Origin of the sequence: Streptomyces sp. H27-C3, from assembly GCF_030063415.1 — a bacterium.
GTDB lineage: Bacteria > Actinomycetota > Actinomycetes > Streptomycetales > Streptomycetaceae > Streptomyces.
In genome coordinates, this window is sequence record NZ_JASITA010000030.1 from 69,405 (window position 1) to 89,078 (window position 19,674).

Annotated in this window: 35 protein-coding genes; 14 read left to right on the plus strand and 21 right to left on the minus strand. The window is 71.1% G+C overall.

Going from position 1 to position 19,674, the window contains the following annotated elements; translation table 11 throughout:
* Nucleotides 1-12: 12 nt before the first annotated feature.
* Complete coding sequence (locus QMK30_RS26670; RefSeq protein WP_283520873.1) at nt 13-555, minus strand: hypothetical protein; 543 nt, start codon at nt 553-555, stop codon at nt 13-15.
* A gap of 195 nt (nt 556-750) precedes the next feature.
* On the opposite strand from QMK30_RS26670, the gene QMK30_RS26675 reads away from it, so the two are divergent.
* The 3 genes from QMK30_RS26675 (at nt 751) to QMK30_RS26685 (ending at nt 4,440) form a co-directional block, all read left to right on the plus strand.
* Nucleotides 751-1,545 (plus strand): GntR family transcriptional regulator, encoded by a 795-nt coding sequence (locus QMK30_RS26675; RefSeq protein WP_283520874.1) that lies wholly within the window; start codon nt 751-753, stop codon nt 1,543-1,545.
* 243 nt (nt 1,546-1,788) lie between these two features.
* Nucleotides 1,789-2,922, plus strand: a complete 1,134-nt coding sequence (locus QMK30_RS26680) for a helix-turn-helix domain-containing protein (RefSeq protein ID WP_283520875.1) — start codon at nt 1,789-1,791, stop codon at nt 2,920-2,922.
* 246 nt (nt 2,923-3,168) lie between these two features.
* A complete protein-coding gene (locus tag QMK30_RS26685) occupies nt 3,169-4,440 on the plus strand; it encodes an NsdA family TPR-like regulatory protein (protein ID WP_283520876.1) in 1,272 nt (423 codons plus the stop codon).
* Between the two features lies 1 nt (nt 4,441).
* Here QMK30_RS26685 and QMK30_RS26690 read toward each other — a convergent pair whose 3' ends face one another.
* Nucleotides 4,442-5,044, minus strand: a complete 603-nt coding sequence (locus tag QMK30_RS26690; RefSeq protein ID WP_283520877.1) for an NUDIX hydrolase — start codon at nt 5,042-5,044, stop codon at nt 4,442-4,444.
* 183 nt (nt 5,045-5,227) lie between these two features.
* Between QMK30_RS26690 and QMK30_RS26695 the strand changes: the two genes are divergently transcribed.
* The 7 genes from QMK30_RS26695 (at nt 5,228) to QMK30_RS26725 (ending at nt 7,614) form a co-directional block, all read left to right on the plus strand.
* On the plus strand, nt 5,228-5,476 hold the full coding sequence (locus QMK30_RS26695) for an antitoxin MazE7 (RefSeq protein ID WP_283520878.1): 249 nt from the start codon (nt 5,228-5,230) through the stop codon (nt 5,474-5,476).
* A gap of 2 nt (nt 5,477-5,478) precedes the next feature.
* Nucleotides 5,479-5,859 carry a toxin Doc gene (locus QMK30_RS26700; protein ID WP_283520879.1) on the plus strand — a complete coding sequence of 127 codons (381 nt, stop codon included), beginning with the start codon at nt 5,479-5,481 and terminating at the stop codon, nt 5,857-5,859.
* 164 nt (nt 5,860-6,023) lie between these two features.
* Entirely contained in the window at nt 6,024-6,275 is a 252-nt protein-coding gene (locus tag QMK30_RS26705) for a hypothetical protein (protein ID WP_283520880.1), read from the plus strand.
* Nucleotides 6,257-6,607, plus strand: coding sequence for a putative quinol monooxygenase (locus QMK30_RS26710; protein ID WP_283520881.1), 351 nt, complete (start codon nt 6,257-6,259; stop codon nt 6,605-6,607). The genes QMK30_RS26705 and QMK30_RS26710 overlap by 19 nt, the downstream gene beginning before the upstream one ends.
* Nucleotides 6,594-6,899, plus strand: a complete 306-nt coding sequence (locus QMK30_RS26715) for a hypothetical protein (protein WP_283520882.1) — start codon at nt 6,594-6,596, stop codon at nt 6,897-6,899. The genes QMK30_RS26710 and QMK30_RS26715 overlap by 14 nt, the downstream gene beginning before the upstream one ends.
* Complete coding sequence (locus QMK30_RS26720) at nt 6,896-7,147, plus strand: hypothetical protein (protein ID WP_283520883.1); 252 nt, start codon at nt 6,896-6,898, stop codon at nt 7,145-7,147. Before QMK30_RS26715 ends, QMK30_RS26720 begins: the two co-directional genes overlap by 4 nt.
* Nucleotides 7,135-7,614, plus strand: a complete 480-nt coding sequence (locus QMK30_RS26725; RefSeq protein ID WP_283520884.1) for a hypothetical protein — start codon at nt 7,135-7,137, stop codon at nt 7,612-7,614. The genes QMK30_RS26720 and QMK30_RS26725 overlap by 13 nt, the downstream gene beginning before the upstream one ends.
* 136 nt (nt 7,615-7,750) lie before the next feature.
* On the opposite strand, the gene QMK30_RS26730 is transcribed toward QMK30_RS26725, so the two are convergent.
* The 12 genes from QMK30_RS26730 to QMK30_RS26785 form a co-directional block, all read right to left on the minus strand.
* Entirely contained in the window at nt 7,751-8,290 is a 540-nt protein-coding gene (locus QMK30_RS26730) for a hypothetical protein (RefSeq protein WP_283520885.1), read from the minus strand.
* 100 nt (nt 8,291-8,390) lie between these two features.
* Complete coding sequence (locus QMK30_RS26735) at nt 8,391-8,651, minus strand: hypothetical protein (RefSeq protein WP_283520886.1); 261 nt, start codon at nt 8,649-8,651, stop codon at nt 8,391-8,393.
* Nucleotides 8,652-8,868: 217 nt separating this feature from the next.
* Nucleotides 8,869-9,279: a hypothetical protein gene (locus QMK30_RS26740; RefSeq protein WP_283520887.1), complete on the minus strand. Its 411-nt coding sequence runs from the start codon at nt 9,277-9,279 to the stop codon at nt 8,869-8,871.
* A gap of 162 nt (nt 9,280-9,441) precedes the next feature.
* Nucleotides 9,442-9,567 (minus strand): hypothetical protein, encoded by a 126-nt coding sequence (locus tag QMK30_RS26745; protein ID WP_283520888.1) that lies wholly within the window; start codon nt 9,565-9,567, stop codon nt 9,442-9,444.
* Nucleotides 9,568-9,636: 69 nt separating this feature from the next.
* On the minus strand, nt 9,637-10,059 hold the full coding sequence (locus tag QMK30_RS26750) for a hypothetical protein (protein ID WP_283520889.1): 423 nt from the start codon (nt 10,057-10,059) through the stop codon (nt 9,637-9,639).
* 64 nt (nt 10,060-10,123) lie between these two features.
* Complete coding sequence (locus QMK30_RS26755) at nt 10,124-10,561, minus strand: hypothetical protein (RefSeq protein WP_283520890.1); 438 nt, start codon at nt 10,559-10,561, stop codon at nt 10,124-10,126.
* Nucleotides 10,562-10,699: 138 nt separating this feature from the next.
* On the minus strand, nt 10,700-11,299 hold the full coding sequence (locus QMK30_RS26760) for a hypothetical protein (RefSeq protein WP_283520891.1): 600 nt from the start codon (nt 11,297-11,299) through the stop codon (nt 10,700-10,702).
* Between the two features lie 50 nt (nt 11,300-11,349).
* The gene (locus QMK30_RS26765) at nt 11,350-11,544 is read right to left on the minus strand and encodes a hypothetical protein (RefSeq protein ID WP_283520892.1); all 195 of its coding nucleotides are present in this window, start codon (nt 11,542-11,544) and stop codon (nt 11,350-11,352) included.
* 282 nt (nt 11,545-11,826) lie between these two features.
* Complete coding sequence (locus QMK30_RS26770) at nt 11,827-12,381, minus strand: hypothetical protein (protein WP_283520893.1); 555 nt, start codon at nt 12,379-12,381, stop codon at nt 11,827-11,829.
* Entirely contained in the window at nt 12,378-12,848 is a 471-nt protein-coding gene (locus QMK30_RS26775) for a hypothetical protein (RefSeq protein ID WP_283520894.1), read from the minus strand. The genes QMK30_RS26770 and QMK30_RS26775 overlap by 4 nt, the downstream gene beginning before the upstream one ends.
* Nucleotides 12,845-13,207, minus strand: a complete 363-nt coding sequence (locus tag QMK30_RS26780) for a hypothetical protein (protein WP_283520895.1) — start codon at nt 13,205-13,207, stop codon at nt 12,845-12,847. Before QMK30_RS26780 ends, QMK30_RS26775 begins: the two co-directional genes overlap by 4 nt.
* Nucleotides 13,208-13,210: 3 nt before the next feature.
* On the minus strand, nt 13,211-14,161 hold the full coding sequence (locus QMK30_RS26785; RefSeq protein WP_283520896.1) for a hypothetical protein: 951 nt from the start codon (nt 14,159-14,161) through the stop codon (nt 13,211-13,213).
* Nucleotides 14,162-14,389: 228 nt separating this feature from the next.
* On the opposite strand from QMK30_RS26785, the gene QMK30_RS26790 reads away from it, so the two are divergent.
* Together QMK30_RS26790 and QMK30_RS26795 are read left to right on the plus strand one after the other, a co-directional pair.
* Nucleotides 14,390-14,833 (plus strand): DUF6082 family protein, encoded by a 444-nt coding sequence (locus QMK30_RS26790; RefSeq protein WP_283520897.1) that lies wholly within the window; start codon nt 14,390-14,392, stop codon nt 14,831-14,833.
* Nucleotides 14,834-15,016: 183 nt separating this feature from the next.
* A complete protein-coding gene (locus QMK30_RS26795) occupies nt 15,017-15,400 on the plus strand; it encodes a hypothetical protein (RefSeq protein WP_283520898.1) in 384 nt (127 codons plus the stop codon).
* 284 nt (nt 15,401-15,684) lie between these two features.
* Here QMK30_RS26795 and QMK30_RS26800 read toward each other — a convergent pair whose 3' ends face one another.
* Genes QMK30_RS26800 through QMK30_RS26830 form a run of 7 tightly spaced genes read right to left on the minus strand, consistent with a single transcriptional unit; the run spans nt 15,685 to nt 18,258 of the window.
* Entirely contained in the window at nt 15,685-16,305 is a 621-nt protein-coding gene (locus QMK30_RS26800; protein ID WP_283520899.1) for a bifunctional DNA primase/polymerase, read from the minus strand.
* Complete coding sequence (locus QMK30_RS26805) at nt 16,302-16,538, minus strand: hypothetical protein (RefSeq protein ID WP_283520900.1); 237 nt, start codon at nt 16,536-16,538, stop codon at nt 16,302-16,304. Before QMK30_RS26805 ends, QMK30_RS26800 begins: the two co-directional genes overlap by 4 nt.
* Nucleotides 16,535-16,747 (minus strand): hypothetical protein, encoded by a 213-nt coding sequence (locus tag QMK30_RS26810; protein WP_283520901.1) that lies wholly within the window; start codon nt 16,745-16,747, stop codon nt 16,535-16,537. Before QMK30_RS26810 ends, QMK30_RS26805 begins: the two co-directional genes overlap by 4 nt.
* A complete protein-coding gene (locus QMK30_RS26815; protein WP_283520902.1) occupies nt 16,744-17,127 on the minus strand; it encodes a hypothetical protein in 384 nt (127 codons plus the stop codon). The genes QMK30_RS26810 and QMK30_RS26815 overlap by 4 nt, the downstream gene beginning before the upstream one ends.
* Before the next feature lie 23 nt (nt 17,128-17,150).
* The gene (locus QMK30_RS26820; protein ID WP_283520903.1) at nt 17,151-17,672 is read right to left on the minus strand and encodes a hypothetical protein; all 522 of its coding nucleotides are present in this window, start codon (nt 17,670-17,672) and stop codon (nt 17,151-17,153) included.
* The gene (locus tag QMK30_RS26825) at nt 17,669-18,043 is read right to left on the minus strand and encodes a hypothetical protein (protein WP_283520904.1); all 375 of its coding nucleotides are present in this window, start codon (nt 18,041-18,043) and stop codon (nt 17,669-17,671) included. Before QMK30_RS26825 ends, QMK30_RS26820 begins: the two co-directional genes overlap by 4 nt.
* Nucleotides 18,040-18,258, minus strand: a complete 219-nt coding sequence (locus tag QMK30_RS26830) for a hypothetical protein (RefSeq protein ID WP_283520905.1) — start codon at nt 18,256-18,258, stop codon at nt 18,040-18,042. Before QMK30_RS26830 ends, QMK30_RS26825 begins: the two co-directional genes overlap by 4 nt.
* 206 nt (nt 18,259-18,464) lie before the next feature.
* Between QMK30_RS26830 and QMK30_RS26835 the strand changes: the two genes are divergently transcribed.
* Both QMK30_RS26835 and QMK30_RS26840 read left to right on the plus strand, forming a co-directional pair.
* A complete protein-coding gene (locus QMK30_RS26835; protein WP_283520906.1) occupies nt 18,465-18,788 on the plus strand; it encodes a hypothetical protein in 324 nt (107 codons plus the stop codon).
* 182 nt (nt 18,789-18,970) lie between these two features.
* Complete coding sequence (locus tag QMK30_RS26840; protein ID WP_283520907.1) at nt 18,971-19,621, plus strand: hypothetical protein; 651 nt, start codon at nt 18,971-18,973, stop codon at nt 19,619-19,621.
* Nucleotides 19,622-19,674: the final 53 nt, after the last annotated feature.

Sequence of the window (19,674 nt, forward strand, 5' to 3'; positions counted from 1 at the left end):
TCTCGTCGAAGCTCATGCCGTCACCGCCGTTCCGGCCAGGCCGTTCGCCACGAGTGCGCCGGCGGCCTCGGCCGCGTGCACCTTCGCGTCGTTCTCGGCGGGCTGGGCGATGACACGGTCGAACGGGGTCCAGCCGTAGCGGTGCTCCCGCCGGGCGGCGCCCTTGTTCCCGAGGTGGCCGTCCGCGTAGAGGTTGTGCTCGACGAGCAGCCAGGTGCTGTACGAGCACCGTGCGAGGGCCTCGTCTCCGAACAAGACCTCCAGGACCTCCCAGGTCCCGGCGGCGTCGCTGTAGATCGTTCCCTCGAAGCGCGGGCCGATCGCGGACTCGTAGAGACGGCGGTACGCCGCGGCGTCCGTCATCCCCGGCGTGCCGGCCTTCAGCTCGTCGATCCGGGCAAGCTCCAGCCGGCGGTTCGTCTGGCGCGTAATCGTCAGCGCCAGGTCCTCCGGAGAGGGTCGGGTAGTAGTGGTGCCGAGGCCAGGGGCCCCGGTCGTGGCATGGTGCGAGGTGTACGCGCGCTCGGTTCGAGGCGCACCGATAGCATTCGCCATCAGGAACACGACCCTTCGGCTTTGACGAGACGACAAGGGTTTGTTCTCAGGCCCCGAGCCATTGGTGCGACTACACCGCCGGCTCGGGGCCGTCCTGCTTGCTACGTTCAGGACACTACCGCACCACAGTCGCTCTGGGATAGGGTAGATGGAAGAAGAGGCCAAGATTTTCTCCGGGACAGGAAGGGGGGCTCGATGGCACAGCCGGCATACCTGCGTGTAGCCGAGGCGATTCGCCTGGCGATCGAGGCGGGCGAGGAGAACTACCAACCGGGTGCGGGTCTGCCGTCGAGCTCCGACATCGCAGAGGCGCACGGCGTCTCGCAGGAGACCGCACTGAAGGCCCTGCGCGCGCTGGCCCGGGAGGGATGGATCACCATCGTTCCGCGGGGCCGGATGTTCGTGCGTGCCAGACCCCGCGAACGGATAGTGGTCCGCGACCGCACCGTGTACCGCGACGAGATCGGATACTTCTTCGATCTCAACGCCAAGGACTGGCGACCGGTGGGCAAGCCGGAACGCACTCTCGCAGTGCCGCCAGACCACATCGCTGACCTGCTCGGCACGCCCAGAGGCGAGGATGTCGTCGCCCGGAACCGGGCCATGGGACCGCCCGGCAGTAGCCAGGCGCTTCAACTCGCGACCAGCTACATCTCGATGGCTCTCGCCACGGAGATTCCGGCTCTGCGGGCTGAGAACCCGGGCCCCGGCGGGATCTACGACCGCATTGAGGAAGCCTTCGACCAGTCCATCGAATGGCACGAGGTCATCTCGTCCCGCCTGCCGGACGAGACCGAGCAAGAGCGACTGGATATCCCGCCGACAGTTCCGGTAATGATCGTCACCCGCGAATCCCGGGTGGAGCGAAACGGCTCGGTGCTCGTGGCCGAGGTCAACGAGACCCGGATGTCCGCTGAACAGTTCGCGGTGTCGTACACGGTCCGCCGTGACGATTCTGCGGTTCGACCTGGAGGAGGGGCCTCGACCTGACCTTGCAGCGTCCGGCCCCCCAAGGGCTGACGCGCAAGCGGCCGGCGGGAGTGGAGTCCCAACCGGCCGCTCGAGCACTACAGCGAGAAGCAACTCGCTGCGAGAGACGTCAACCCTGATCAGGAAGGCGCTCATGCTGAGCGTACCCAACGCCGGTCCGCCGGTCGGGACTGCCTCGCGCGCTGCCCAGCGCCTGCAAGCGGCGGGAACGACACCTTGAGCGGAGCTGCCCTCGTTTGGGCCATGAAGCACAAGAGCTGGTGCCAGAGCACCGGCGAGATCGCCGTGCTGACTGCCATCGCCGATCACATGGGCAAGGACTTGAGGAGTTCGTACGCCAGCCAGACCACACTCGCCGACGAGACGTTCATGTCCACGCGCTCCGTCGGCACGCACATGCGGTCCCTTGCGAAGCGCGGTGTCATCGTCCCCGGCGACCCGGCGGTCGTCGAACACATTCGTGGCGACCGACGCCCGCCCGTGTGGAATTTCCCTGCTGACCTGCCACGACGCCCCTCGACGGGTGGCAAGCCCTTCCAGTCGTCGCAGGGCTCCACCGACCGGCAGCGAGTGGAAGGAGATGCCACCCGTGATTCCGCTCGCCAGCCCGCCACGGGTGGAAATGAACAGCAGCCACGGGTAGAAACGGTTGCCGACGAACCTGTAACTACTGAACCTGGGACGAGCGTCGGTGGTGACGGCCGTAGGCCATCCACCGGTAGTGAGGGGCGCAGCGATGGCGGCAGAGCCGCGTCGGGCAAAGAAGCGGCAGCCGAGGAAGGGGCCAGGGGGTACTACCAGTCCCACCAGCAGCGTCTTTCCACTTCGGAGCTGCGCGCGGTACTCGAGCGCCTCCCTCGGGCGCTCGCTGCGCAGTTGGAGAACGAGTGGTCTCGGGGCTTGCCGGCCTCGGTGATCGAAGCCATCGGCCTGGGGCTCGAGGACCGCACCGTGGAGCAGATCGTTGCGCGCGTAGAGCGACGCTGGTTGCAGTGGTCGTACGAGAACGATGCAGTCGCCGAGTCCGGCGTCGGCCTTGCGCGGCCGCTCGGGGTTCTGCTCACGCTGCTCGGCCCCTCGACGTGCTGGGGCAACAACGCCCGCTGCGAGGACGGCGCCGACATCGACACCGACGTCGTCTGCCCGCGGTGCGAGGAGGCACGGGCCGACAAAGCCGCCGCCCGGCGTGACCAGGACGCTCCACCGGCCGCCGGGTACAGCGTGCCGTTCCAGCGGCCGGCGAATGCCGAGCCCAGCCCGTACGTCCAGTGCACCGGGGCCGGCTGCGGGGTCAAGATGATGCCCACCGAGGACGGGATGTGCCGGGAGTGCCGTGCGGAAGGAGCTGTCGCTCCGCAACCGGACAGTTCGGGTTGAGCCTCGACCATGCAGAGTGGGAAGCATGGTGCGATGGTCGTCACGGACGACCTGGCCGACTGGCACCGAAGGTGACAGTTTCGAATCCTCAAGAGCTGAGTTCATGCCGTTCCCCCGGTAGATCGGGCGGGTTGCGGAGTGTCGAATTCAGCTTCAGGAGCTGGGCAGTTGCGAAGGAGGCCCAGTGGGGTTCTCACCGTGGGTAAACTCCGCGCAAGGACCGATGGCCGCTCAGGAGCGATGCCGATGCGCGAGGTTGCAGCAGGGAGCCGACTCCCGTCGCAGGTCCTCGACGACCCGCGGATGGTCGAGGCGTGCCGCGTCCGGGACTTCGGTGCGATCTTCATGCTGGTCCGCCGAGCGGGCATCTACCCGTCGCGGATCGCACGCCTCTGCGAGATGACTCCCAGCCGGGTCTCGGAGGTCATCGCCGGCAAGCGGACGCTGAACCAGATCGGCGTGATCGAACGTGTCGCGGACGGTCTGGGCATTCCGGGGAACATGCTGGGCCTGGCCGCGCGGACGTGGGAGTCGTCGACCGACCCCGCTGCGCAGGACCTCGCGGCCGCAGGCGAAACCCAGTGCCGGGTCATCCCTCCGCCTTCACAGCAGATCGTCGTTCCGGCTGACGACGGAGGCGACGAGGCGCTCGAACTCAAGCGCGAGTTGCTGGCCGCGACGTCTGCCGACAGCACAGTGGCTTCCCTGTACTCCACCCAGGTGGACACCATGCGCAAGCTGGATCGTCAGCTCGGCGCAGAGAGACTTCTGCCGCAGCTGCAGGAGCAGATCCTTCAGATGGAGAATTTGCTTCGATACGGAACTGCCGCCGGCGCGCGCGAGGCGTTGGCTGGCGCGTTGACGGAGGCGGCGACACTGGCTGGGTGGCAGGCCCTGGACCTCGGCCGATACAAAGTGGCGTGGTCCCTGCACGAGACGGCGAAGAGCGCGGCACGGGAGGCGGGGTCACCGGCGCTGCTGGCGCACGCGACAGCACAACAGGCTTACGTGCTACTCGACTTGGGCGAGCCGGCCGACGCGGTCAAGCAGATCCGGTTCGCTCGAGAACAGGGTGGCCGTGCGATGCCGCCGCTGATGGAGAGCTGGCTCTACGCGGCCGAAGCCGAGGCGCACGCCGCGGCGCAGAACGAGGTGGCGTGCCGCCTCGGCTTGGAACGCGCCGAAGCGGTACGGCCGGCGGATCCGTCCGACCCGACCCTGCCGTTCCTGTTCCTGGCGGGGTCGCACCTCGACCGGTGGCGTGGGAACTGCCTGGCGACGCTGGGCGCCGACGAGGGGCTCGAGGACCTGACAGCGGCGTTGTCGTCCATGGACATGAGCGGCTTCACCCGGGCCGAGGCCGGCGTGCGCTGCGACCTAGCTGTGGTGCTTGCCAGGAAGGGCGAGTTCGCTGAGGCGCAGAAGCAGGCGGTGCGTGCACAGGATCTGGCGGCGCTGACCAGCTCGGTACGTCAACGCCGCCGGATTGCTCAGGTGTTGAGTTCCACCGCTGTGTGACTCAGGTCCGGTTGCGGGTCGCGAGTAGATGCAGGACTGCGACCAGCGTGCCCGAGTTGCAGATCTTCCCTTCGGCGATAAGGCCGGGGATCTTGTCGAGCGGCACCCACTCGCTGCGTGCGGACTCGTTCTTCTCTGTGGGTTCGCCGGCTCGCTCGACGCCCCGGACGACGTACACGAAGTGCGGTGACGTGACGGTGCCGATCATGGGCTCGAAGGTGGCGACGTGCTCGAGGTCACCCGTCGGCCGGTAGCCGGTCTCTTCCACGGCCTCGCGCGCAGCCGCGGCCCCTGGGTCCTCCCCCTCGTCGACCACGCCACCCGGAAGCTCCCAGTTCCAGGTGTCAGAGACGAAGCGGTGCCGCCACATCATGTACACCCGGTCCTGGTCGTCGAGCATGGCGACCATGGCAGCCGGCGGCAGGTACACCTTGTGGTGCTCGAACCGAGTGCCGTCGGGCTGCTGAATGTCGGCCAGCGCCACGGTCACCCACCGGTTCTCGTAGATGGTCCGCTCGCCGAAGACCTGCCAGGCGCTGGCTTGGTCCTCCTCGGTGAGTGCCGGCTTCGCGTCTTGCCCGTTCGTCGTGTGCTGCACTGACACTGATTCCCCTCCGTCGGTGGTCGTACAACTCTAGGGAAGCAGGCCCGCTGACCTCTCCGGAGGTGTTTACCCAGTGTGGGTAATCCAGGTGGGAGCACGTACGCGGGGCTCACTGGACAAGCGCCGGCGTCCGATTTTCGCGAAGAGTATTCACGCCAGTAGCCCGAGGTGCATACTCGGGTTATGGCTGACACAACCGTGAAGATCGATACCGAGACGCGCGACCGGTTCGCCGCGATCGCCGCGGCCCGTGGCCAGAGCGTGCGTTCCTACCTCGCCGAGCTGGCCATAGACGAGGAAAACCAAGTCTCCCTGGGCCGGGCCACCGCCGCCTTCCGCGAGGCGATCTCCCAGCCCGGCATCGCCGAGGCGTTCGACCGCGACTTCGGCGGCCTCCCGGCACCCGCGCACCGCGACCGCCAGGCGGCCTGACCTTGAACCTGCACATCGACATCCGATGGCTCCTCGCCCGCCAGGAGGAGCTGCTCGGAAAGGACCTGGCCGTGCTCGACTATTCGGTCCTCGTGGCCGCCGTCGCACGGCACCGGGTCAACACCCCACAGCTCGAGGTCGACGCGCCGGACGCGTACTGGCGGGCCGCCGCGCTCTTGGAGCAGATCGTGCTGCTGAGGCCGCTTCCGGCCCGCAACGAGTACTTCGCGTACGGCGTGGCCATCGCCTACATCAAGGCGTCCGGCGAGACCGTGGCCAAGACGTACGAACCGTGGCACGACCTGTTCACGGACATTCGGGCGCTGCGCGTGAATGTCTTCGACATCGCCGACCGGCTGCGCTCACTGCGCCTGCCTGAGTGATCACGGTGGCGACCAGCGCAGGTCGTGCCGTTCTGATCAACGTCACGGCCTGGGGGGTGATTGCCGCGCAATCGCCCCCGCGGTCGGTTCCCCGAGTCTTGGTGACGCGTCTTGGGCGCGGTCGGTACGGTGGGAATGCACTCCTACCGCAGCGGAGGCTCCTCATGGCGCACCTGGTCTTCAGTTCCCAAGAGCAGCAGCAGATGCGTGAGTCAGCGCGTTCGGAGTTCCCGGGGAACCCGGCTCTCGCCTATGTGCTGGAGAGCCTGGCCTCCGAGGGAATCGACCTCGACAAGTGCCGCGACTGGGAGGACCTCCGGCTGGAGAAGGGCCTTCCCCCGCGTACCGAAGAGGCCCCGAACGTTGTCGGCCACTGGTCTCGGACAGGAGGGTGCTCGTGGGCGGATACGCATTGACTGTGCGGTTCGAGCTGCGGAATGCGGAGTCTGCGGCGGCCTTTGACCAGCTCCTTGCCCAGACCCTCGAGGGCATCCGCAGCGAGCCGGGAACCCTGGTCTACTCCGTCCACGTACCCGTCGGCGAGCCGTTGGTGCGGGTGTTCTATGAGCTGTACGCCGACGAAGCCGCCTTCCGAGCCCACGAGGAACAGCAGCACACCCAACGCATGCTGGCCGAGCGCGAGCAGTACTTGGCGGCGGCCCCAGCGGTGATGTTCCTGCGCGAGACCCTCGCTCCGCTACGCTCGGAGAAGTCAGCCGCAGGAGGAGGTTCCGATGAGCAGCCGTGAGTGGACCATCGACGGAATTGCCCACGCGCTCGGCGTGCCCGAGCAGCGGATGAAGTTCCTGCGGGACATAAACCTCACTCCGCTCGCGGACCTGCCAGCGGTCTTGGACCGCTGGGTGCGGCACGTGACAGCGCTCGAGGCCGCGAAACCCGGCATCGAGGCGCTCCGGGCTCAGTTTCGAGAGCGTGGCAGCCTCCCGCTGGAGTTCAAGGAGACGCCGGAGTCCGCTGTCGCGTTCGACGAACTTCGTGAGCGGACGTTGGCGTCGAAGCCGGAGCGCGGCGCTGCGTGAGCGAGTGGACGTTCCTCCGCGGCCCCCACACCATCGACCAGATCGCTGGCCTTCCCGTCGACGCACGCCTGGCCGCACTGTCCCTGATCGACGACCTGGAGGGCGACCCGTACGCCGTAACGGCGCCCTTCGGCGAGGATGACGGTCTGACCCGGGCGGCCTCGTTCGGGGAGTGGGGCACGATGGTGATCCTGTGCAATCCGATCACCAAGCGCATCACGCTACTGTCGGTCGTGTGGACGTCCTGAACCTCGTGGTGCCGGCGGTGCTGACCCCCACCGGCAATCCCACGCCCGTCGAGCAGGCAGTGGCCGACGGCATCGCCGACGGCTTCGACCCCGAGACGTTCCTGTGGATCAACTTCCACCGGCCGGACGGCGGAGTCCGTATCTGGTACGCGTGGACCGCCGGCGGCCAGCCGCTGGGCGACCGCGTCGACCAGCTCGCCATGTCGGCCGGCCTGGACGCGGCGGACTGGCTGCACATCTCCGACCGCCACCAGCAGGCCAGCACCCGCGGCCGGGTCGAGATCCAGGCGTATCCGCTGCGCCCGGTGCTCGCCGACGTCCAGGCGGGCGTGCGCAGCCCGGAGGAGCGGCGCGAGGGCGTGCGGCGCATCCTGCGGAAGGCGCAGGAGATCACCGGCCAGGAGCCGCGCACCCTCACCCCTCGCTGGCTCGGCTTCGGCCCGGTCCTTACGGCCCGCAAGCACTGACCACCGCGGCGTCGCGCCGTGTGCGGCGCTGTCGCGCGACGGCCGTACGGACCGGCCCGCGGCGTAGCCGGCGCCCGGACGGGGCCGACGTCGGGAACGTGTGGCCCACGGCGGGCGGCATGCCGAGCGGCGCCGGTCAGCGCCCTTCGAGGTAGTCGGCGGCTCGGTCAGCAGCTTCGTCGAGAGTCCGTCGCCTCTGCCGGGGTACCCGCTGCTCGCCCTCGCGCTCGGCCGTCGCCTTGCGCACGGCTTCCTGGATGGTGCGCAGCGACTGCGCGGAGAGCTGTGCTCCGCACGCGTGGATGCTCATGCCCTCGTCGCGCATCTCCCGGAGGACGGGGAGCGCCTCGATCTGCCCCACCACTGCCGCGCACTCCTCGTCCGAGGCGAGGGCGGCCGCGAAGGAGCAGCCCGCGTAGGCGGTCAGTTCGGTGCGCTCGTCCGGGCCGAGGGGTACGGGCTGGCCGGCGCGTACCTCGGTGAACCAGAGTGGTTCGGCGCCCAGGCGGTCGAGGTCGAGGCCGGCCTGGTGCCACGTCGTGCGCAGGCGTTCGGCGCGGACGAGGGTGTCGGCGTCGGCCGTCGTGGGTTCGGGGCGCGGGGGCGCGGCGGGCTCGGGGGTGCGGGCGGGGCCGTTGTCTGCGGGGCGACGTCGGCGGCGGAGCTTTTCGAACATCCTTCGATCATGCCATCTGGCTTTTGTGCAGCTCAGGCGGCCTGTGGGAGCAGGTCGGCCCCCGTACGGAGGTACGGGGGCCGGGTGGGGCAAGTGCCCTTCAGGCGGGGGCTGTTGCGGGGCTCTGGGCCTGTGCGGCGGTGACCAGGTCGTCGAGGAGCTCGGCGAGCTCGTCGTGGCCCTCGTACAGCCGGTCCTCGGCGAGGTGGATCTCGGTCCGGGCCCGGTCGATGGCCTCCTGACTGCCGGACCGTGCGGCGGTGACCAGGCCCTCGAGCTGCTCGGCGAGCTCGTCGTGGCCCTCGTACAGCCGGTCGAGGTCGAGGTGGATCGCTGCGCTGGCCTGCTCGATGGTCTGCATGGTTCTGCCCTTCGTCGGTGCGTCGCCCTTACCCCCAACTATACAACGCCGCGTTGTATGAATGGAAGCGGGACGGCCCTTCTTTCAGGCCCGCCGGCCAGGGCCGCAAGGACGGGCCGTGCCCCGCGGCGCGCACCGCGGGGCCGGTCAGGGCTGCTGGCGGGGCCAGTGCGGCCGGGTGTCCGGCAGCACGGTCCTGGTGGCGCGAGTCGGCAGGTCAGTTGACCGTGACGGTGGCGCCGTACTGGGCCGCGCACCGGTCGGCGGCGGCACGGTCGTTGAAGTGGGTCGGGGTGCGGCCGACCACCACGGTGAAGGGATACCGGGGGCGGCGCGGGTTGCAAGACCCGTCGCAGTAGGTCGTGGTGCCGAGGTTGACACCGCTCAGGAGGTCACCGTCCTCGCCGGCGTGGCCCTCGCAATCCGGCTCCGCGTCGGAGGGGGCGAGGACGAGGTGGCGCCCGTCCCTGTAGGTGATCTCGTAGTGGCCGCCGTCGACGGAGATCGTGCGGACGTGGGCTCGGTCGCTCACTCGGTCGAGCATCGCCGCTTGCCCCTCGGCCAGTGCCTCCTCGGCGGTCACGCGGGTGGTGACGCCATTCTCGGTGCGCTCGTAGACCTTGGCCATTTCCGTCTCCCCTGTTCGTCTTACGTCTATGTACTGTCGTCCTCGCCTCCCAACCATACAACACCGCGTTGTATAGAGGAAGGCGAATCGACCCTCTTTCCGGGCCTGCCGGCCGGGGCCCCGCGACAGGCCGGAGCCCCGCGGCGCACGCCGCGGGGCCGGTCAGGGCTCGCCGCACCCCGCAGGGCAGTTGACCAGGTTGGGGCAGCCGCAGTCGGGGTCGAACTCGTTCTCCGAGCAGCCGCACTCCGCGCACTGCTCCTCACCGTTCTCGGGGTGGTCCACCATGGCGCGGCCTCCGTGTCCGTCGGGGCCCCGCGGCGGGTGCCGCGGGGCCGGGTACCTCGCGTCCGTGGCTCACGCGAAGGTGCTGTGGAAGTGCTGGGCAATCTGGGCGAGGTGGTCGGCCGCGTCCTGCCGGGTGACCGGGTCGCTGATGTCGGCCAGCGGGAACTTCGTCGGGGTGTGCGGGTGCGGGTAGGGGGTGAAGTCGGAGCCGGTGGCCATCACCGTGCCGGTGAGGAGCCAGTCGCCGAGGGTGAGGCCGGTGAGACCGTAGCCGCTGGTGTCGCCCGGCCTGCCGAGGCTGATGGTGACCGCGAGCCGGTCGGGCTGGCCGAAGTAGGCGGGCTGTACGTGGATCTTGCCCTGGTCGCCGAAGTCGTACAGCGCGTTGCCGAGGTCCTTGAAGTAGCTGATGGTGGCGGTGTCGCCGTTGTCGAAGTGGGCCGTGGTCCGCATGGTCGTACCTTCCGTCGTCGCCTCGTTCTTACGTGTCACACTTTACAACGTCGCGTTGTATGGATGGAAGGGGGTTACCGATCTTCTTCCGAAGAGATCCGGGTCACCGGGAGGGCGCGGCCCGGCGGGCGAGGACCTCCCGCCCGGCCGCCAGGGCGCGGGCCACGTCCAGGACGTAGACGCCGCCGCGGTCGTCGACGTCGCGGCACAGCGGGTGCCAGGCGGCCGCGTTGCTGGCCATGAGGTTGCTGTCGAGGCCGCTGAGGGCGTCCGACTCCTCGTCGGTCAGGTCGCGTTCGGCGCCCTCGGCCGAGATCGCGGCGGAGGCGAACCGCTCGTCCGGGTCGTTGTCCTCCTCGATCCGGACCGCGGCCACCGCGCGGTCGTGGCGCAGCAGGGCGTGCGCGACGAGGGCGGCGGAGCAGCGGGCCAGCTCCAGGTCTGCCGCCGCCCGCTGCTCCGGCAGGAGTTCGGCGACCTGGTACGTGAGGATCTCCTCGTCGAGCACGTCGCGCAGGGCGGCTTCTTCGTCTGCGGCCATGGGGCACCTCCGGGTTCGCGGAGCACAGAACATAGCTCGCACCCAATACACATGCGATAGCTGAACCTGTCCGGGCAGCACGAAGGGGGCGTCCCGGGCCCGCAGGCTCCGGACACCCCCGTTGCGGCGGCGGGACGCTCAGAGGTCGCCGTCCTTCTGCAGCAGGCCGGCGGTCTGGGCCGCGAGGCGCGTCCGGTACTCGTGCGCCTGCTCGAGGTTGGCGAGCAGCTGCTCGGTGACAGTGGCAGGGTCGATGGTCAGGGGTTCGGCCGGCGGGTGGCCGGCGGCGAGGATCTGGTCGTACGCGACCTTGCGGGGACCGCCGTCGCCGTCGTGGACGAAGACGACCGTCTTGGTGGTTGCCGCGCGCTCGCGCCACATGTCGAGGGCGATCCGCGCGTCGTCGACGGCGCGTACGTACGCCTGGTGGGCGTGGAGCCAGCTCCCGGTGGCGGCCGGGTCTCCCAGGGCCCGCCAGAGGTCTTCGACCTGCCGCAGGGCGCGGTCGCGCTCCTGGCGGGCGACTTCCTCCTCGAGCAGCAGCGGGCGCAGCGTGTTGTACCGGCGCAGCGTGTCGTTGAGGGCGATGAGGCGCATCACCTCCTGCTTGGCGTCCTGGCCCGGGTTGGCGTCGAGCCAGCGGTTCATGCTGGTCTGGAACGCGTCGTTGCCGACGGACGTGTCCTCGTCGAGGCCGGTGTGGCCTTCCAGGACGACGGGGCTGATGGAGCTGATCATGCGGGTTTCCTCCGTGGCTCGGTGGTCGCGGGGCGGGTGGGGTGCGCCGGCTACTGGCTGACGAGGTGGCCGAAGAAGGCGCGGCCGAGGTTCTCGGCGAGCCGGGTGCGGCGCCGGGCGTCGGCCTCGGTGGCCGGCGGGTTGCCGCGCAGGGCCTCCAGGAGGTCGGCGGCCGCGGTCAGGTCGCGCAGCTCGAGCGCGACGGCGGGCGTGCGTACGGGCGGGGTGGTGACCGGCTGGGTCATGTCGTTTCCTGTCCGCCGACGCGGTCCGCCGGCTGTGCGAGGGGCCGGAGCAGGGCCGGGCGCGTTCGGACGGGAAGGGCCCTGGCCGCAAAGGGGGCTGTGCGGGACGGGGGGCCGCCACCGTGATGGTGCGCGGTGGCGGCCTGTCGACCCGTCGGGGCTAAAGCTACACGAAACCCAATACACACGCAATACTCATGGGAGTATGGGTGAGGGCCCCGGTGCGGTCACACCCCGGAGCCCTCGCTCTCCAGTCTCCGCCGCGCCGGCGTCCTGGGCCGGTCAGCTCCGGACGATGGTGACGTGGTGCGGCAGCCCCCAGTGCAGGGCCAGCGAGACGACGCCCTGGTCGGCGGTCTTGGTGGAGGCGGCCTGCTGGCCGGTGGACGACGTGACGACGCAGCCGCGGAAGCCGGTGTGACCGAACGACTTCTGCACCAGCCCGCCGACGCCGTGCGCGGGGAAGGTGACCTGCTCGGTGAAGTCCTGGACCTCGCCGTACTGTTCGACGCCCGCTTCGGTGGGCGGCGTCTCGAGCGTGCCGATCACCCCGCAGCTCCGTCCGAGCCGTACGGAGAAGCCGACGGCCTCGAGCAGCTGCGTCCACGCCTCACGGTTGGCCGCGTGCTCGGCGATCCGCTTCCTGGACTGGTCGCAGCGGCCGGCGTGGTGGTGGATGACGGTGAGGGTGTGCGGCGCCTGGCCGAGCGAGTAGAGCGGGTCGCCGGGTGCGTCGGCGAGCGCCAGGCGGGCCACCCGCTGCAGGTACATCTTCGCGCCCTCCTCGGGCGGCAGCAGCAGCCCGCCCGGGGAGGGGGTGGTGTCGGTGGAGGTCACTTCGGGTCGTCGTCCCATCCGCCGGCCTTGCGGCACTCCGGGCGCTCCTGGTGGAAGCGGTGCTCGAGGTCCGGGCGCCGGGGCGGCGACACGGGGCCGAACCACCGGCCGGTGATGGGCTCATGGCAGTGGTGGCAGACCCACAGCGGCGGTTCCCTGTCGCGGTCGCGCTGCGGGCAGTACAGGCCGTGGAAGGCCCCGCAGGTGCACTTCGCGTTCTCGGCCCGGGCCGCGCGCAGGTGCATGGCGTTGTAGACGGTCCAGTGGACCGGCTCCCCGAAGCCGGCGGCGCCGGGGGTGATGCGGTTGGCGGCGATCATCGGCAGGACGCAGTCGACGACGTCGTCGGCGATCTGCGCGGCGAGCGGCCCCATCTCGTGTCCGGCGAAGACGGTGCGCAGCACCCGGCGGGCGGCCTCACGTCCGGCGTCGCGGACGGAGGGGTGGTCGTCGGGGTAGGAGGTCACTTCTCGGGCTCCTGTTCGTCGAGGAGGGTCGCGTCGTACGGCGGGCGGTCGATGCGGGTGAGGAGCGCCAGGCGCTCGCCGTCGCTGAGCTGGCAGGTCGGGCAGAGCCGCCAGCCGTGGTCCGGGCCCGGGTCGTCGACCTTCCAGTCCAGGCCGCGCTGGCAGCGGGCTGCGGCCCAGACGATCCAGCGGCTGGCCCGGTGCTCCGTCCAGAGGCTGTGGGGGTTGCCCTTCCAGTACCTGGCCTCCCACTGGGTGACCAGGCTGTGCAGCAGGACGCCGCCGTCGAAGGAGCTGATGCCGTAGCCGTACGGCGCGCTCTGCAGCTCCGCCGTCAGCTCGGTCTCGGTCGTCGGCACCGGCTACTCCTTGATGGCGATCTGGTGGATGAGGACGCTGCCGTGCTCGCCGCCGTTGAGGGTGGAGACCACCTGGCCGAGGTGCCCGGAGCAGGCGTAGGAGTCGACGGTCTTCGTCCCGACGCGCAGGAGCTGGAACTCGGCGACGTCCTCGCAATTGCGGGTCGCGCGGTGCCGGGTGCCGTCGCAGACCGGCCGCCCCAGGGCGTCGGTCGTCAGGGCGTCGGCGTGCGGGTGCGGGCGGTCCGCCTGCGGCGGCTCGGTCTCCTGCGGGCCGGGCCGGACGGTGATCCGCTGCACGGTGCCGGGGGCCTGGTGCTGGGGCCGGTCATCGAGGTCGCTGGTGTAGACCTGGACGAAGGCGCCGCCCTCCTCGGGGAACCAGTCCCAGGTCCGCCCGGGCGACTCGCCGGCGAGCTGTTCGGCGCAGTAGTCCTGCGCCGCCTTCAGGCTGGTGTACAGCTCCGGGTCGGCGCCCTCGTACTCGGCCAGGAACAGCACGGCGCCCGCGGGTACCGCCTCGACGCCGGGCGCGGTGATGCGCAGGATGTCGAGCAGGTCCTGGCGGGCGGCGTGGTAGCCGTGCCGCCAGGGGTTGTTCGCCTCGGTGACGCCGGTGGCCTCGGCGAAGTCGGTGACGGCGGCCAGGGCCCGCTCGAGGTGCGCGGTGCGCTGGGCGTGGGCGCCGTCGCGGGCGAGGAGGAAGGGCACGTCCTGGCGGGCGTGGGCGGTGAACTGGGCGTCGGCCTCGTCCTGCGGGTGGCCGCCGAAGACTCCGAGGATGCGGCGGCCGTGGTCGGCCTTGAGCATGCCCGGCTGGTCCGCTCCCTCCGTGGCCCACGGGCCGGGGGTGGCGGCCTGCTCGCGGGCGTCGATCCCGGCGAGGCGCCGGGCGTCGTCGTCCGTTGAGTCCTGTGGTGCGCTGGGAACGGTGCCGGTGGGCTCTGCGGTCACGTTCATCTCCCCTTGTCCGGTGGTGGGTTCGGTGGCCGGCCCGGCGGGCGCGCGGGCGGGCGGTGCGGACGACACTACGCGTAACCCAATACACAAGCAACAGTTACAGAGGTGGTCGGGCCGGGCACACGGACTCTCCCCAGCAGCTCCCCATCAAGGCCCTTGCCGCGGCCGCCACCGCCGTGGAGCATCGGCGCATCACAGCCGATCCCGTGGGGGGGAAGTCGCATGCTCATCCTGTTTGCCCTGTTGCTGGCCGGAGTCGTCGCCGTGCTGGTCGTCTACGTGCTCCAGCAGCGCGAGCACAACCGCCGGCTCCTGCGCGTCGAGGCGTTGAAGGGGCACCTCGCCGCGGTCACGGCCGCGGCCGCCGATCCCGAGCTGGGCCGCCTGTGGGCCGGGCGCCCGGACGCCGGCGACGCCGAGGTGCGCGCGCAGCTGCTCGCCGCAGTGCGGCTGACGGCCCTGGAACTGCAGTGGCTGACCGGCGAGTTCTCGACGCGGACCCTGGAGCGGGCCGCAGCGGACCTGCTGGCCACCGAGGCTGGCCGGCGGCACTGGGAGCTGGTCCGCGAGGAGCGCGGCGAGGCGACCGACGACATCCGCCGGCGGGCCTTCCACGAGAGCTTCGAGAGCGCGTTCCGTACGGCCAGGGCACCGACGCCCGCGTAAGAGTGCCCGGCCTGCCGTCCGCGTGGTGATTGCCCCGCAATCACCACGCGCCTGCCGGCCCTGCCGCCCGCTATGCTGCCTGCCGTCCGGGCCGTCGCGCTGGCCTGCGATTGCGGCTTCGCCGCCTTCTGCCCAAGGTGCTCCGTACCGCGCTTGAGTCCGACTCGCGCCCAGGAGCCCCTTATGCCCGCGAACCACTCCCAAAAGGCTGCCGTCCGGCAGCACATGGTCGCCACCGGCCAGAGCTACCGCGCGGCGGCCAAGGCCGTCGCCTTCGCTCGACGGCTCACCGACTGGGGACCGGCGAAACCCGAGTGCCCTGACCGCGACCACGAGTGGGACTGCCCCGTGGAGTGCTCGACGCGCAGCACCGGCGCGTACCGCGCCTGGCAGAAGGCGTTCCCGGAGCCTGAGCCGGTCGAGCCGTACGTCTGCCCGGGCCCGGACTCGTGTGAGGACCTGGACTGCTGGAACGGGTGCAACTTCGTCTTCGCCGCCTTGTGTTCGACGTGCGAGTCGGTCTACGGCGCGGGCGAACGCTGCCCCCAGGGTTGCGCCGGGGGCTGACCTCGGTGCAGGTCCGGACAGTTTGAAGGCCCTGCCGCTCGCGCGGCAGGGCCTTCTGGTGCAGCTCCGGGTCCTTACCCCGGCCCCCGCGCCCATATCCCCTCTCCGGGGCTTCCGGGAGCGGCTCCTTCGAGGCCGCTCCGACACCCGTCGGCGTCGGTTCCAGCTAGCCGGTCGCGTTCCGGCTGCGTGGGAGTGGAAGGAGTTGCACCTTCCCCTGGCCGCGCGAGCGGCCGTGTCCTGGCTCCCTTGCAGGTCGCGCGGTGCGCTCCCTACGTCCCAAACTATACAACGCCCCGTTGTCTCAGTCCAGGGGGTTTCCCGCCCGGCCCCGGGCCGCGGCGGGCCGGGTGCAGGGGGCCGACGGTCAGCCACTCGGGTCCGGCCTGCGGGGCGGCGTCGTGGACCAGGCCGTACGCGCCGCCCCGCACGACGCTGCCCGCACCCGGGGTGTACCCGGCGCAGCGCACCTCGACGTGCCAAGCGAGGGAGAGCCGGGGCGTGCACGGCGAGCCGGCCGGGTGCGCGAAGTAGTACTGCTGGCCGCCGCCCGGCACCGCCACGGTGTACGTCTCGAAGGGGAAGCGCTCGCCGCCGCGCTCGAGGAGGAGCGCCAGGACGTCGGCGCCGTCGCTGACGCCGCGCTGGCGCAGGTCCAGCGGCGGGCGCTCGCCGGGGTCGGCCGGGACGAGGTCCAGGACGAGCAGGCCGGACGCGCACAGCACGAGCCCGACGTTGAAGGGCCCGGCGTCCCAGCAGCGTTCGATGCGCTCGGCGTCGTCGGTGGCCCGGCTCTGCCAGTCGCGTACGGCCGGCACCGTGCTGCCCGGGCGCAGCGGGAAGACCCGCCAGCCCCGGCCTGCTGCGGCCAGGGCGGCGGTCTTCAGCGCCTGTTGGTCCGTCATGTCCCGGCGGTCGCTGCGGCGGGGGCGGCGACGGGCTCGAGCCGGGTGTCCCAGACGCCGGCGGGCAGGACCTCCAGCCAGCGGGCGAGGCACTCGCGGGCGAACTCGGCGTCGACCGCCTCGTCGCCCATCTCGCCCCAGAACTCGACCAGGTTGCCCGCCTGGTGCAGGAGGCGGCGGGCGACGAGGCGCTTCTTCGCGTTCGCCCCCAGCGGCTCGGCGGCGGCGCTCACCGCTGTGCGCCCAGTTCGTGCTTGGCGGCGGCGACGGCCACCCGGGCTCCGATGCTGGAGGCGTAGGCCCGTACGACCACCGCGTACAGCTCGTTGTCCGGGCCGTGGGTCTCCACGTACTCCCGCAGGGCGGCCGCCTCGTTCCCGGCGCTGGCCAGGAGTTCGTCGATGCTCATCTCGCCGAAGGTGCGGCGCTCGGGGTCGCTCATGCCTCGGTCTCCCAGGGCAGGACGGTCCGGCGGTCGTCCACGTTCCAGGCCAGGTCGGGGAAGAGGCGGCGCACCTGGTCCTGGGCCCAGGGCCAGACCTCGTCCCACGCCTGCTGGGTTGGCTCGCTCTCGTACTCGTGCCAGCCCTCGGCACACGAGGCGCCCTGCTCGCCGAGGTGGCCCATCAGGGTCTCGACGCTGATCTCGTCGGGGAGCGTCTCGTCGTTCTCCGGGGCCTTGGCGTACGCGTAGTACAGGCGCATCGCCAGGGACTCGGCGTCGAGGTTGTGCGCGTAGGTCACCTGCAGGACGGGCCCCCGGCCGTCGGGGTTGGGTATCGCCTTGTACGTGGCGGGCAGCGCCGTGGTGTTGATGGGCATCGCGTGCGTTCCGTTCGGTCGGGTCAGCGGGCGGCGGGCGTGAGGTCGAGGTCGAGGGCCTCGCCGGGGCGCAGCGGGCGTCCGGTCTCGCGCAGGTGCTGCAGGGAGGGGGCCGAGTCCCAGTCGTAGCCGGTCCAGTCGGCGGGCGGGGTGGTGTCGCAGCCGCAGTCGCACCGGTAGGGGATGACCAGGAGGAGGGCGGCGGCGGGGTGGATGTCGCAGCCGTCCCACGGGAAGCCCTCGGTGATGAGGACCAGCGGTCCGTCGCTCCGCGCGTAGGCGTCGGCCTGGCAGCAGAGGCAGCCGCACAAGGGGTCGACGTCTCCGGGCATCGCCCAGTACGGGTCGGTGAAGTGGACCGCGTCGACCGGGCCGGTGCCCGGCTCGTGGCTGCCGGGGAAGGCGGCGACGACCGTGTCGCCGAGGGCGACCTGGTCGGCGCGCACCTCCCGGGCCCGGGCGAAGTCCCCAGGGTCGATGCGGGCGAAGTCCTCCCCCGCCGGGCGCGGGGTGATCCTCGTGCGGGTCGGGGTCTGGGTGCTCATGCTCCGGCCTCGGCTTCCGTGTCGAGGTCGTTGACGGACCAGCCGATCTGGCCGGTGGGGCGGTTCGTGGTGGTGGAGATGATGCCGAGGACGAAGGCGTCGGCCTCGGGCCGCCAGTGGCGCAGCCGGTGGGAGTGGATCGCCTCGATCATGTCGAGGGCGAAGGGCCCGTGGTCGTCCTCGGACTTCCACACGCAGATCTCGTGTCCCGGGTGGCCGTCCTCGGCGCGGGCGAAGAGCCGCAGCTCCTCCTTGCCGGTGCGGATGTTGAGGAGCAGCAGGGCGGTGCTGATCGCGGGGGCGTCGTCGTCGGCGAACTCGTCGGCGAGCAGGGCCCGCAGGCGCGCGGTCGGCCTGGTCGTGGTGCTCATGCCCGCACCGTCCGCTCGACCAGGCCGAGGTGCCAGTCCCGGCCGACGCGGGGGTCGTGGCCGCAGGTACCGGCGATCTCGCCGTCGGGGCCGTTGGTGATGGAGAGGTACTTGCCCTCCTTGAACTGCTGGACCGCGTAGGCGATGCGGTCCTCCTGCCGCTGCAGCGCCATGAACTCTGCCCCGGTGAGGTGTGCGGTGTCGGTCGTCGCCATGTCCGTCCCTTCGCGTGCCGGGTGTGTTCCCGTGTCCACACCATAGGCGAAACCCAATACACATGGAATAGGTATCGGGTGAATTGATCCTGCCCCGCAGTCGCCGGACCGCCGGCCCCGGCGACGAGGCCGAGCCCTCCGCGTCGAGGTCGTTGACCGCCCAGCCGAACTCGCCCGTGGGGTAGTTCGTGGTGGCGTCGCGTCCGATGACGACTTCGTCGACGCCGGGCCGCCAGGCGCGCAGGCGGTGGGACTGGATCGCCTCGCTCACGTCGATGGCGAAGGGGCTGCGGTCGCCCCGGGACTTCCACACGCAGACCTGGGGCCCCCGGCGGCCGTCCGCGAGACGGGCGAAGAGCTTCAGCTCCAACTCGCCGGTGCGGATGTCGAGGAGCAGCAGGGCGGTGCTGATGGGGGCGTCCGGGTCGGCGAACTTCTCGGCGAGCAGGGCCCGCAGGCGCGCGGTCGTCCCCGTGTGTGCGGTGTCGGTCGTCATGTCCGCCCCTTCGCTTACGGGCGTGTTCTCGTGATCCACAACCTAGACGAAACCCAATACACATGGAATAGAAAGAGAGGGTGGATTGATCTTGACTCGTGGCCCCCGGCAGAGCGTTCATGGAGTCACGGCGGGGCCCACCGCGAAGCGCACGCGGCCCGCCCAACCCCCGGCCGGGGTAACCCACTTGCCCTTCCGTACGAGACGAGGACGACCATGAACACCGAGACGAACACCACCGCCCCGGCGAACCTGACCGAGGCCCAGCGCAAGGCGCTCGCCGCCCTGGCCGACCGCCCCGGCTCGAAGGCCGCCGAGATCGCCCTGGCCGCCGGGATCGGCGGGTCGACGGCGGGCAAGGCCCTCACCGCCCTGGAGGCGCACAACCTGGCCTACCGGGAGCACGGCGAGAAGGTCGGCGGCCGCAAGACGGCCGACCGCTGGTACCACCGCCCCATCGACGCCGACCCGCAGGCCCCGACCGACGAGACGGAGGTCGAGGCCGACGCTGCGCCGGAGACGGCCGCACCCGCCCCCGAGGCGGCACCGGCCGAGGCACCCGCCCCCCAGGCGGACACGGCCGCGCCGGAGGCCGACGAGGCGCCCGCCCCGGAGGCGGCACCGGAGGCACCGGAGGCGGACAAGCCCGCGCCCAGCACCCGGCTGGCACGCGGCGGCCTGCGCCAGATGGTCTTCGAGCACCTGGAGGCCCACCCGGGCGACGAGGTCACCGCCCCTCGCCTGGCCAAGGCCCTGGGCCGTAGCGCCGGGGCGGTCGCCAACGCCCTGGTCAAGCTCACCGAGCAGGGGCAGGCCGACCTGGTCGGCGAGAGCCCGCGCCGCTACCGCCTGGCCGGACAGGCGTAACGGCCACCCCCTCCGGGGCGCCCCCCCACACCGGGGGGGCCCCCCGCACCACC